The organism is Fontibacillus panacisegetis, from assembly GCF_900102215.1.
In the GTDB taxonomy this organism is placed as follows: domain Bacteria; phylum Bacillota; class Bacilli; order Paenibacillales; family Paenibacillaceae; genus Fontibacillus; species Fontibacillus panacisegetis.
Genome location: NZ_FNBG01000005.1, coordinates 136,339 through 149,181 on the forward strand (window position 1 = coordinate 136,339; position 12,843 = coordinate 149,181).

Below are 12,843 nucleotides of genomic sequence, written 5' to 3' on the forward strand. Positions count from 1 at the left end.
GATACTTCGTGTTAAAAAAAATCCTTTTAGTACTACTACCTGTTCTATGTATGATTTCATTCTTGTTTCAAGGAATTGAGCTGCAAGCAGCTGCAGGAGTAAAAGGGCCGGTTGTCTTACTATGGACTAAAAGTGAGCAAAATGAAAATGTTTATTATTCCGTGGGAATGGGCTATGCTGATATTTGGACGAATTCAACAGGGGAATACATTGAAGACCCATATATCGGAGGGGTGCTTAAACCAGGATCAACAATGGATGAAGCGCACTATGATTGGGAATATCAGATGAAGTACCCAGGAAGAAAAATAAAAAGCATTACAGCGATGCCATTTAATGAGTTAAGGGTAGACGGTGAAAATCAAGAATGGACAGAAAAAATGTTCTCCTATGCAAGATACGGATTGAAGTGGGAAGAACTAGAGAAAACCTTTGCCTATGTGCATTCCGTTGCGATTAAAAATGACCAAATCGGGATAGGAACAGACAAAGCTTCGATTATTATTAATGAAACATTCACACTAACCGAAGGACAAACACCAGAACCATTAGATACAACAGGGTTGGCGGACAATGTATTGGGTTCTCGTTACTACTTCCCCATCCTCTTTAAAGCCGAACTAGAACCACTGGAAGGACAAGCCATTATCAAACATTTTACTACTAGCGGTGTATCTCTTAATGGAGTAGATGGTTTCAGGGACTACAAAGAAACACTTATTAAGAATAAGGATTACGAATACAAAAATCCCACTGGTACAGCAAAATATACGTATAAAGGTTATAAGAAGAGTACGAGGGAAGCACCGTCAGGGGGAGCCATACTGGTTGGGGAAGGACCGGGGAAATTTTACTATGATGGGTCTTATTCATACTATTATGTCTATTTTTACTATGATCCTGTTGGGACAGACCCTTGCATCGAAAATCCAGATAGCCCGGGATGTAAAGAGCCAGATCCAGGGGTTCAATGTACTGATCCATCAGCAGGCCAAACTATGAACGGTGAAGATCTTAATCCGAATGTGAGTGCAGTTATTAGAGCGGATAGTCGCGGCAGCGAGCGCTTTAATGTGTCCGATGGAATACCGACAACGGAAAGTCTATACGGAAATGTGTGGTCTAAGGAATATTTGCATAAGTATGATTATCAAGAAATGACAGGCTCCTGCACCTTTTCCGTAAATGTAACCATTCTGCCCCCTCCACCACCGCCAGAAGAGGAAGCAGGGGAACCATCTACGGTTCAAGTTCAGGTTGATAAAGATTATTCATTCTGGACGGTTAAAGAGGTGGAAGTCTACAAAATCAATGAATCTGCTTTATGGAATTATGCTTTTGATGGTGGTGGCATTCGAATACAACCTAGTGGCTATAGCCCACCTTCCTACGTTGTAGAACAAACCAGTGGTTATGAGCCGTCAGATGTTCCAAATGTTTCAGTTCCACATGATGGAGATCCGGAGGCAGCTGCCGAACGGGCTGTAAGCGTAACTGTTAATAATGATACATTTACTTTTAAAAATCAGGCGCTTATGAATGGATCATCAACAACTGGAGCTGGACCCGCACCTTCACCAATTCCAACGGCTCCTTTGACTCAAGATAACGTCCTTTATAGTCCTAATAATACGGTTCCAATGTCGAAGACGAATAGAGCGAATCAACCAAGCACAGGTACTATCTTTTACGGACAGGTTAACGGTTCAGCGACAAAAGACTATCCGATTTATTGGATTAATCCGGTTACCGTTCATACACCAGTCGTGATTTATCCAGACGTATCTGATGATAAAGCACATAATCAGAAGACGACACCAGCTGCAGGACGATCAGCCATTATTTTAGATCGACCTTTCACGGTAAAATTACCCAACAGCGGTCAGCACACGAATTATTTAGGATACGGGAATCGTAATTACTATAAATACATAGGCAGCAAGCAGGTGCGCTTTCCGTTCGACGTATATGATGGGACGAAGGCGTATTTTTATCCAAAAAATACCTGGATTGAAGTTGACAAGTCTAAAGAGTCATTCAGTTTTTTTCTGCCGGTGTGGGTAGATGAGGGCTTCTATGATGTTGAGTTTCGCACTATTGCACATAATGCACCAGCTGGTGCCGCTCAGCAGACTAACGCAAATCTTAGTTTAAGTAATCATATTGCTTACGACATTGTAGCTGTAGATGCTATCGGGCGAGTTTATGATTTTCGGATTACCGATATTGCAGATTACAATTGGGAGACGGTGTTCAGAAGCAAGCAGGGAAGTTCACTCCCTACAGGCGTGTCCTACTGGGTAGGGCTTAATGGCATCGATGGGGTGGCTAGAGGGAATTCTTCCAGATATACGCTGCCAATTAGACCAGGAAGCCATCCATTGTATAAGAATGCTGTGGTAAAAACGGGATACCACTTTAAATTTGATCTAAAAAGCAAGGGGAATATGTTTGGGGTTAGGGATCAGATACTTATTTCGCCAACGTTTTATTTTCAAAGCTCGCAAGGGGGCGAAAGAATACCGATTGATCTATATTACCATTCTAGCAATAGCAGTTATGTTCAAGTCGGGTCTTCTCGTGACAAGATATCCCGTTATGTAATTCTAAATGATCGGCTTAGAAATGTTCCGGTAGAGGAAATGACGGATACTGCGCTATACAAATACGATTATGACTATACATTTAGTCAGGTGGCCGGTATCGGGAGAAGCCAATTTGTGCAGCGATATATTTCTTATACAGCGAAGCAAAAGACTCCGGTTGGAAGCTTGAGTCTACTTACATTAACTGAGCAGGTACGAACCTTGATAGGACCAAAAACCGAAATTCCGTCCGGTGTAGATCAATCCAGAGTTAACGCTTCTGTACAGAAGTGGTACGGAGAATACAGTCTACCGTCAGATCTATATGCCGTGAAATCGGGGACGAATGTGGCGGAATATGGACGAACTCATGGTGGGCTTACTGATCGATCCCCTATTTTCCTGAAGAATGGTTATATTGTCGTGAATTTTAACATTCAGACTGTTCGGAATGGTGTGGTCGATAAACCATATCTTCAGTACATTCATGCGCCGCTTATGAATCAGTGGGTACAAATGGAAGGCTTTTTTCGCAACGTGAAGGGGCCTAATGGAATCAGCTATCAACTGATGGATGGAGATGTTGTATTCTATGATGCAAACACTTCAAGTCGGGATGATTTTAAGTCTATGGTAACTCACTAACCCTTATACTTTAGTGTAATCGTGATTTATGCTAAAATAGGAAGAATGAGTGAGGACAACATGTTGATAAATTTTCAGAATAGGTGCGTGAGTATGAAACCCTTTATATACGATTATACATTGGAAGAGTTGCAGCAATGGGCAGTGGAGCAAGGTGAGCCTGCATTTCGGGGTGGACAGATTTTTGATTGGTTATATGTAAAACGAGTTAATTCGTTTGACGAGATGACCAATTTGTCCAAGACGATGCGTGAGAAGCTGGATGAGCAATTTGCTTTTGTAACGTTAAAAGAAATTACCAAGTTTGAATCGAAGGATGGAACAGTTAAATTTCTGTTCGGCCTGCATGATGACCACGCAATTGAAACAGTTATCATGAAGCATAACTACGGCAACAGCATTTGCGTTACAACTCAGGTAGGTTGTAGAGTGGGCTGTACGTTCTGTGCGTCAACGCTTGGAGGCCTGAAACGGGATCTGACGGCGGGTGAAATTGTGGCTCAAGTTGTACAGGCTCAGAAAATTTTGGATACTCGTGATGAGCGTGTCAGCAGTATTGTCATCATGGGTACAGGGGAACCCTTCGAAAACTATGAAGAAACGATGAAATTTTTGCGAATTATGATCCATGAAAAGGGCTTGAACATTGGACAACGGCATATTACTGTATCAACGAGTGGAATTGTGCCGAACATTTATAAATTTGCAGATGAAAATACACAGATCAATCTGGCGATTTCCATTCATGCTCCTAACGATGCGCTTCGTTCAAAGCTTATGCCGGTAAACCGCCGTTTTCCGTTTGCTGATGTGATGGAGGCTCTTCGTTATTACATCGCTAAAACCGGCCGAAGAATTACTTTTGAATACGCCTTGATTGGCGGGGTCAACGATCAACCGGAACATGCTGAGGAATTGGCTGAAGTGCTGAAGGACATGTTGTGCCATGTTAACCTGATTCCGGTAAATCACGTACCAGAGCGCAAGTACGTTAGAACTTCCCGTAATGACATTTTCCAGTTTCAACGCATTTTGGCTGACAAGGGTATCAACGTAACGATCCGTCGAGAGCAAGGACATGATATTGCGGCAGCCTGCGGACAGTTGCGAGCGAAACACATGGAGTCTCAAGCGAGGTGATAAAGTTTGATTAAAACGGTTAGTATCAGTGATGTGGGACGTGTTCGCACGGTAAATGAAGACAGTACTTGGGTTGGTAAGCTGGAAAATGGTTATACGCTAGCTATTGTTGCCGACGGGATGGGTGGCCATCAAGCCGGAGATACTGCTAGCCGTTTAACTGTGGAGACGCTTGTAGAACAGTTATCTTCGCTTCCAGCGGGTCTGTCAGCAAGTGAATGTGGCGAGAAGTTGAGAGAAGCCATACTTCGATCCAATAAAATTGTGTTTAAGGAAGCCTCGGAACATGAAGAATACCGCAGCATGGGTACAACGGTAGTTGCCGTGCTGATTGGCGAACGAGAAGGAATGATCGGGCACATCGGTGACAGCCGTGTGTACAAGTTCTCCCAAGGAACGATGGCTCAATTGACCGATGACCATTCCCTGGTTAATGAGCTATTAAAAAACAAACAAATTAGTCAGCAGGAAGCGCATGTACATCCGCATCGAAACGTAGTAACACGTGCACTTGGCACAGATCCTGAAGTGGTTGTTGATATGTATCCTGTCACTTTGGAGGTTGGAGATATTTTGCTGCTGTGCAGTGATGGACTTAGTAATTATGTAACATTGGAACAAATGACCCACATGCTTGGATCGGACGCACTTACTTTGAATGACCGTGCCGACCGTATGCTTCAGTACGCCTTGAATGCAGGTGGAGACGACAATATCAGTGTCGTACTTCTGGAGGATTGCGAAGAAGCCGGGTTAAGCGCAAAGGAGTGGAATTCATGATCGGACATGAGCTTGGCGGTCGTTATCAAATTATTGAGCGTATCGGCGGAGGCGGGATGGCGCTTGTTTATAAAGCGCAGGACATTTTGCTGAATCGTTATGTAGCTATCAAGGTGCTGCGTCAACAATTTGTGAATGATGAGGAGTTTATTCGTCGTTTTCGCAGAGAAGCACAATCCGCTGCCTCATTATCGCATCCTAATGTCGTAAGTGTATATGATGTAGGCCAGGAGGATGAGGTCCATTACATTGTAATGGAGTATGTAGAGGGCCAAAACCTGAACGAAATTATTAAAGAGCGTGCCCCTTTGCAGGTGGAAGAATCCATTCGAATAGCATCGCAAATCGCGGACGCTCTGGATCACGCCCATCATAATCAAATCATACACCGTGATATCAAACCGCATAACATCCTAATCGGACGAAATGGACGCGTAAAGGTAACGGATTTTGGGATCGCTCGTGCTGTAACCTCAACAACGATAACACAAACAGGTTCAGTTGTAGGATCGGTTCATTATTTTTCTCCGGAGCATGCTAAGGGTGTAACAACTGGTGAAAAATCTGACTTGTATTCCTTAGGAATTGTGTTGTATCAAATGTTGACTGGACGATTGCCTTTTCTTGGAGAAAGTCCAATCAGCGTTGCACTGAAGCATTTGCAGGAAGAATTTGATGAACCTCGCAAGGTAAATCCGATGATCCCGCAAAGTGTGGAGAACATCATTCTGAAATCCATGCGTAAAAATCCGAATGAACGCTATCAATCTGCGAACGAGATGCTGAGAGATTTGGAGACATGTTTGCTGCCGGAAAGACGGTTGGAATCGAAATTGTCATTTATCGAAGATGATGATGAAGATAGCACGCGTATTGTACCAGCGATCAAACCTATGAACAAAGCTCAGAGCGGCGGTGGATCAAAGCTGTCGCGCGATAATCAGGCTAATGAAGAGCGTAGTGAGCAAAAGAAAAAGAAATCATCTAATAATGCTGTTCTTTGGATTAGCCTCACTGTTGTTTTGTTGCTTGCGATGCTTGGAGTTGCTTGGTACGTCAATAAAATGGTCACTGTTCCTGAGGTTACGGTTCCAAACGTACTCAATCTGAATGAGGCAGATGCAACAGCCAAACTTACAGAGATGAAGCTTGAAGTAGGTACCGTCAAACGCCTATACAAAGAAGGCATTAATGAAGGAATCGTATACGAGCAGAGCAAAAGTGAAGGTACTACGGTTAAGGAAGGCTCTTCTATTGACTTGACTGTCAGTGAGGCCAAACCGCCTTTAAAGATGCCACCGTTGACCGATTTAACCTATGCTCAGGCAGTTGAACAATTGAAACCTTTAGGTGTGGATGACACACGGATTAGGAAAATTGAAGAATTCAGTGGTGATAAGGAACCTGGTAAAGTTATAGGTCAGAGTCCTGATGCCAATTCGGAATTTGATCCCGCTGCCGATGACATTGTGCTGAAGGTGAGTAAGGGACCGGAAAATGTAAAGATGCCAAATTTGGTAGGAAAAACTCAGGCAGAAGCTGAAGCCTTAATTAAGGAGAAAAATCTGAAGTTAGCAAGCGACGGAATCAAGAGTGAATCGAGCTTTGAAGTAGAGGCTGGTTTGGTAATAAAACAGTGGCCTTATGCTGCAAATGAGGACATATCTCCAGGCTCTGATGTGACGATATTTGTCAGCTCAGGTTACCCACCTGAAGCAATCGAATATACTTATGATGTACCCGTAGCCCCTGCAGTTGAAGGGGGAAAGAGCAAGATTGAAATCGTGTATGAGGATGCACGTGGACAAGGTCGGAAATGGGGGACTAAAACCGTTGGTAAGGCGCAATATATATCGGTTACCCTGATTTTGGCTCCTAACAAAAATGGTGCAGTTTCAGTGCATCGTGATGGAGCGTTCCTAGAGACGTATCCTGTTTCTTATATCGATGCCAAACAGGGGACCGTACCTATTGTTCCGCTTCCCGACCAAGTAGTCGAAGAGAATACGGATATAAATACCGAGGAGACTATTCCTGATACAGGATCAATTAACTCGGGTACAAGCGGCAATGTCCATGCATCTTCAGCTGATTCTTCTGCGAAGGCTATAGCAAACGCAGGCAACAGCAAAGCAAAAAAAGAAAAGGAAAAGGCTGCTAAAAAATCAGAAAAAAATAATAAATAGGCAGTCGGATATGAAAGTGAGGAACGCATTGTATGCCTCAAGGTTTGATTGTTAAGGCATTAAGCGGATACTATTACGTAAAGCCTGATGACACGGCATTGGATGGCACTATCCAATGCCGCGGACGGGGCATATTCAAGAAAAAAGGAATTACGCCGCTTGTTGGAGATCGTGTAGTTTACACACCAACTACAAATGGCGAAGGCACGGTGGATGAGATTTTACCGCGGACTTCTGAGCTTATTCGTCCACCGATTGCAAACGCCAAGCTCGCTGTACTTCTTTTTTCTGTTAGGGAACCGGATTTGAACCTCCAGCTGCTGGACAAGTTTCTTGTTCATATAGAGCATGCCGGACTTGAGTGTCTCATTTGTCTGACAAAGGAAGATTTGTTGGATGAGGCAGAGAGGGAGCAGGAGGGCGAAATGACGAAACTGGTTAGTGAGATGTATGGAAAAATCGGTTATAAAGTCATTATAACAAGCTCGTTGACTGGTATGGGGACAGAGGAAGTTAAAGCTTGTCTTGCAGGAGAGATCAGCGTGTTCTCCGGTCAGTCCGGAGTTGGAAAATCATCCCTGTTGAATGCGATGCTGCCTGGCTTATCACTTGAGACTAGCGAGATCAGTATGAGACTTGGCCGTGGTCGTCATACTACTCGTCATGTTGAATTGATTGAACTGGAAAATGGAGGATATGTTGCCGATACACCGGGATTCAGTCAGCTTGATTTTCTGGAGCTGGGCGTAGAGGAGCTGTCACTTTGCTTTAGAGAGTTTCAGAATTTTGCCGAGGGATGCAAGTTCCGAGGATGCAGTCATTTACACGAACCAGGCTGTAAAGTCAGACAAGCGGTAGATGAAGGAGCAATAACGTCAAGCCGATATGAACACTATGTTCAATTTCACGAGGATATGAAGGAGAAGAAACGGAGGTATTGACTTCATGAATAGCATCTATATTGCACCGTCTATTTTATCTGCGGATTTCGCCAAGCTGGGCGAGGAGGTCGCTGAGGTGGAGCGCGGCGGAGCCGATTGGATACATGTTGATGTCATGGATGGACATTTTGTTCCGAATTTAACATTTGGCCCGCTTGTTATGGGAGCAATCGCTCCGCATACGAAGCTTCCGCTGGATGTTCATTTGATGATGGAAAATCCTGAACAGTATGTTCCTGCATTTGCGAAAGCAGGTGCTCATGTCATTACAGTACATGCAGAAGCTTGTGTTCATCTGCATCGCGTGATTCATCTGATTAAAGAGCATGGTGTAAAGGCGGGAGTTGCTATAAATCCAGCGACACCATTATCAGTTGTTCGCGAAATAGTGGTAGATGTGGATCTGGTTTTGATTATGACGGTGAACCCGGGATTTGGTGGTCAAGCTTTTATTCCCGCTACACTTCGCAAATTGCGTGAATTGAAACAATGGAAGCAGGAACTTGGTCTGGAACAGCTTAGAGTTGAAGTGGATGGAGGAATTACGGCAGCTACTGCACCACTTGTTGTCGAAGCGGGAGCTGATGTGCTGGTTGCCGGGAACGCGGTATTTGGTCAAGCTGACCGAAAACAAGCTATTGCCGATATTCGTGATAGCGTGAGATTGGAATAGGGATTCATTATGTTGCATACAATGGGTTACATGAGCAGGGTTCTCATGTAGCCTTTTTTTTGCGGTGAGAATACACGAGTAAAAGGCTCGGAACATAGACTATGGGTGAAGCATGAGAATGATGGGGAGGGTGAACGATGAAATTTTACACATTCAAGCTTCCTAAGTTTCTGGGAGGATTCGTGAAGGCTGTTCTCAACACTTTTCACAAAAATTAAAAGAGCGGAGTAAATGATTGCCGGGACTTCGAGATCTGCAGGGGTGACAGGCATCAAAAAAGCACCTCTTTTTAAGAAAAGGTGCTTTTTGTCTATATGCTGATTCCGACCAATTACACGCGGGTCAATTTACCGGATTTCAAAGCCCGTGTGCTGACGTATACGCGTTTTGGTTTGCCGTCTACCAAGATCCGAACTTTTTGTACGTTTACGCCCCAACTGCGTCGGTTGCGATTGTTTGCGTGAGATACATGGTTACCGCTGCTTGGCTTTTTGCCTGTCACATAACATTTGCGAGACATTCATTACACCTCCTGTTCCAATGCACCTGTTCCTGAAATAACCATTCATGATCAAGTTCACAGTTATTGCTCAATCCGACTTATGTCGGTCGGTTTCCATTGTTAGTGCCCGAAAGGCAAGGGGAACCCAATAAAACAATACTTAAATATAATATCATAGTGAAAAAAGCGGCGTCAACAGATCGAGAAACTTTATTTCAATATCAGTAATCTTCTTTTATTTATTTATCGTTGTTCTTATAGTACAATATTGATTAGTCCATAATAATTTCAGGGGGGGAGTGAGTGCAGGCGTGGCTATACAATTAAGTACTGAGTATGGGCAGATTAATATATCGAATGAGACTATTGCGATGATCGCCGGATCGGCTGCCATGGAATGTTATGGACTGGTAGGAATGGCAAGCCGAAAGCAATTTAAAGACGGTATCGCCGAATTGCTCGGGAGAGAGAATCTAACCCGGGGTGTGGAAGTGAACCTGGATAATAACCGATTGGCCGTTTATCTTTATATTATAGTCAGTTATGGTACGAAAATTTCAGAGGTCGCTCACAATATACAACAAAAAGTGAAGTACGTATTAAGTGACGTAGTTGGGCTCGAGGTTTCCGAGGTCAACATCGTTGTTCAGGGCGTACGTGTATCTAGCTAGGAAGGGGAATTTTCATTGAGTAAGCGTTCTTTAAATGGAACAGATTTTACCGCTATGGTTCTTGCTGGGGCGCAGCGTTTATCAGAGCAAGCCGAACACGTCAATTCTCTGAATGTGTTCCCGGTTCCCGACGGGGACACTGGAACAAATATGAATTTGACGATGACAGCAGGTGTAACAGAGCTTAAGAACAATGGAGCAGGAGGACTTGGTAACCGGGCAGGGATTTTATCGAAAGGCCTGCTTATGGGTGCTCGAGGAAACTCCGGTGTTATTTTGTCCCAATTATTCCGAGGATTTGGCCGCTATGCAGCTTCATATGATGAATTGAATACGGTTCAATTTGCGGCTGCTCTGCAAAGTGGTGTAGACACTGCATATAAAGCAGTAGTTAAGCCTGTAGAGGGGACAATACTTACTGTAGCTAAAGAATCTGCAAAGCATGCTGTGTACTATGCTAGACGTACAACGGATATTGTTGAGCTGATGACTGAGGTGCTGGCAAAGGCCAAAGAAGCTCTTGCAAGCACTCCTGATTTGTTACCTGTGCTTAAGCAGGTAGGTGTTGTTGATTCCGGTGGACAGGGTCTGGTCTATATATATGAAGGATTTTTAGAGCAATTGACCGGTAAGGTGCTGCCAAGTGTATCAGAACAAGCACCATCCAGCGCACCAAATGTCGTAAATCAGCACACTTCTTATGGAGCAGGTCATTTTACAGGACATATTGAAGCTTCCGCGCAGGCCAAGCTTGATACGGAAGATATTGAATTTTTATATGATATGGAGTTTTTTATCAACCGGAAACTGGGCGATGTGCAAAATGTCCATTTTGACGAGGATCACTTCAGGAAAGCGCTATCACAAAATGGGGATTCCATTATCGTTATTGCTGATGACGAAATCATTAAAGTACATGTGCATTCCAAAGCTCCAGGCGAGGTGCTGAATCTTGCTCTCCGCTACGGGGAAATTACACAAATTCATATTCTGAATATGCGGGAACAGCATCGTGATTTGCTTACCGCTGGAATGGATGCAGCTCCAATGCCGGAATTGTTCGCTGAAATCCCGGCAGAGCAGGCCCGTCCTGTTGAATCAGCGTTGCTGCCGGCAGATGAGCTTGCGCCTTATGGATTTATCGCTGTAGCTTCTGGCCAAGGTATTTCTGAAATCTTTACAAGCCTTGGGGTAGATGTCGTTCTCCCCGGTGGACAGACAATGAATCCAAGCACAGAGGATTTTGTTAAAGCAATACATTCTATTTCAGCTCAGCACATTTTCATATTGCCAAATAACTCTAATATCATACTTGCTGCACAGCAAGCACGTGACCTTCTTGAAAGTGAACGCAGCATAACCGTTATTCCGAGCAAGAGTATTCCTCAAGGTATCTCGGCAGCATTTGCTTTCCAGGAAGAGGAGAGTGTAGAAGTAAATGCAGACAATATGGTGAATGCTGTTCAGCATGTCAAAACCGGACAAGTCACTTATGCCGTTCGAGATACAGTATTTGACGATCTAAAAATTACAGAAGGTCATTACATTGGAATTGCAGACTCCAAAATCGTATCTACCGAAGAAGGGTTGATCGAAACAAGTCAGGGACTCCTCTCGAAGATGCTGTCTGGTGGAGATGAAATCGTTACTATTTTGGTTGGTGAAGAAGCTTCCAAAGAAGTGACTGAATTTCTCGTAGCTTGGATTCAAGAGGCTTATCCTGATGTTGAGGTAGAAGTTCATGAGGGTGGACAGCCAATTTATTATTATCTGTTCTCTGTTGAATCTTAAGTATCTTAGCGTCCTTGGAACAAGATAATTGAATGAAAGGACGGGTTATCTATGACTCAGGCTGTTATCGTAGCTGATAGCACGGCAGATGTACCTCAGGAAATGGTTAAGGAATATGGGATTCATATTGTGCCGATGCGGTTGAGCTTTGGCGATCAATCTTATGTTGAAGGTGTCGATATTACTGTAGAGGAGTTTTACGATAAGTTGACGAAGTCACGGGACTTACCGACGACTTCGCAGACATCCCCTTCTCAATATGTAGATATATACCGTGATTTGATGCAGAAATACCCGGGCTCACCGATTATCTCCATTCATATTTCTTCTGGTATGAGTGGTACCTATCAATCAGCACTTCTCGCCAAGACGATGCTTGAGGAAGATCTTGGAGTAGACGTTGATATTACGGTTATTGACTCTTTATGCGCCACATATGGTTTTGGACTGCAGGTTGTTCTTGCTGCAAGACTAGCAAGAGATGGGGCTTCCGCTGAAGAAATTCGTAACGAAGTTGAGCGTGTAGGCCAAAGTCGTAGATTATACTTCCTTGTTGATACGTTAGAGTATTTACAAAAGGGTGGAAGAATCCGGAATGCGGCGGCTATTATTGGGACTTTGCTTAACATTAAGCCAATTTTATCAGTCGATGAGGAAGGCGTTATATATCCGGTTGATAAAATGAGAGGTCGAAAAAAAGCAGTGTCTCGTGTTATCGAATTGTTCAAGAATGACTTCGGTGATCATAAGGATATTAATGTAGCTGTGTGTGATGCTGTTAATCCGGAAGGCGCGGAAGAAATTATACAATTGCTGTCCCAGCATTTCACCTTGCATGAGGTGGTTCGTACCAGCATCGGTGCTGTTGTTGGTACCCATGTAGGACCGGGAACGGTTGCTACATTTGTGTGGCCGGCCTAAAAGTCTGA

The 12,843-nt window shown here is 43.8% G+C and carries 11 protein-coding genes; 10 read left to right on the plus strand and 1 reads right to left on the minus strand.

The window, feature by feature from the left end; all coding sequences use genetic code 11:
• Window positions 1-8 precede the first annotated feature (8 nt).
• The 7 genes from BLS49_RS06965 (at window position 9) to spoVM (ending at window position 9,168) form a co-directional block, all read left to right on the plus strand.
• Window positions 9-3,230, plus strand: coding sequence for a DUF5704 domain-containing protein (locus BLS49_RS06965; protein ID WP_245742288.1), 3,222 nt, complete (start codon window positions 9-11; stop codon window positions 3,228-3,230).
• 93 nt (window positions 3,231-3,323) lie between these two features.
• Window positions 3,324-4,370 carry a dual-specificity RNA methyltransferase RlmN gene (gene rlmN, locus BLS49_RS06970; RefSeq protein ID WP_091227843.1) on the plus strand — a complete coding sequence of 349 codons (1,047 nt, stop codon included), beginning with the start codon at window positions 3,324-3,326 and terminating at the stop codon, window positions 4,368-4,370.
• Window positions 4,371-4,376: 6 nt separating this feature from the next.
• Window positions 4,377-5,150 carry a Stp1/IreP family PP2C-type Ser/Thr phosphatase gene (locus BLS49_RS06975; protein WP_091227845.1) on the plus strand — a complete coding sequence of 258 codons (774 nt, stop codon included), beginning with the start codon at window positions 4,377-4,379 and terminating at the stop codon, window positions 5,148-5,150.
• Window positions 5,147-7,336 carry a Stk1 family PASTA domain-containing Ser/Thr kinase gene (gene pknB / locus BLS49_RS06980; protein WP_091227847.1) on the plus strand — a complete coding sequence of 730 codons (2,190 nt, stop codon included), beginning with the start codon at window positions 5,147-5,149 and terminating at the stop codon, window positions 7,334-7,336. Before BLS49_RS06975 ends, pknB begins: the two co-directional genes overlap by 4 nt.
• A gap of 32 nt (window positions 7,337-7,368) precedes the next feature.
• Entirely contained in the window at window positions 7,369-8,277 is a 909-nt protein-coding gene (gene rsgA, locus BLS49_RS06985; RefSeq protein ID WP_091227849.1) for a ribosome small subunit-dependent GTPase A, read from the plus strand.
• Window positions 8,278-8,281: 4 nt separating this feature from the next.
• A complete protein-coding gene (rpe, locus tag BLS49_RS06990) occupies window positions 8,282-8,950 on the plus strand; it encodes a ribulose-phosphate 3-epimerase (RefSeq protein ID WP_091227851.1) in 669 nt (222 codons plus the stop codon).
• Window positions 8,951-9,087: 137 nt separating this feature from the next.
• Window positions 9,088-9,168, plus strand: a complete 81-nt coding sequence (spoVM, locus tag BLS49_RS06995; RefSeq protein WP_036621610.1) for a stage V sporulation protein SpoVM — start codon at window positions 9,088-9,090, stop codon at window positions 9,166-9,168.
• A gap of 113 nt (window positions 9,169-9,281) precedes the next feature.
• Here the strand turns inward: spoVM and rpmB are convergent, their stop codons facing one another.
• Entirely contained in the window at window positions 9,282-9,470 is a 189-nt protein-coding gene (gene rpmB, locus BLS49_RS07000; protein ID WP_068781907.1) for a 50S ribosomal protein L28, read from the minus strand.
• A 293-nt stretch (window positions 9,471-9,763) separates the two neighbouring features.
• Between rpmB and BLS49_RS07005 the strand changes: the two genes are divergently transcribed.
• The 3 genes from BLS49_RS07005 to BLS49_RS07015 are packed head-to-tail and all read left to right on the plus strand — an operon-like array spanning window position 9,764 to window position 12,835.
• Window positions 9,764-10,123: an Asp23/Gls24 family envelope stress response protein gene (locus BLS49_RS07005; RefSeq protein WP_091227925.1), complete on the plus strand. Its 360-nt coding sequence runs from the start codon at window positions 9,764-9,766 to the stop codon at window positions 10,121-10,123.
• Window positions 10,124-10,138: 15 nt separating this feature from the next.
• A complete protein-coding gene (locus BLS49_RS07010; protein WP_091227853.1) occupies window positions 10,139-11,914 on the plus strand; it encodes a DAK2 domain-containing protein in 1,776 nt (591 codons plus the stop codon).
• A 51-nt stretch (window positions 11,915-11,965) separates the two neighbouring features.
• Window positions 11,966-12,835 carry a DegV family protein gene (locus BLS49_RS07015; protein WP_091227854.1) on the plus strand — a complete coding sequence of 290 codons (870 nt, stop codon included), beginning with the start codon at window positions 11,966-11,968 and terminating at the stop codon, window positions 12,833-12,835.
• Window positions 12,836-12,843 lie beyond the last annotated feature (8 nt).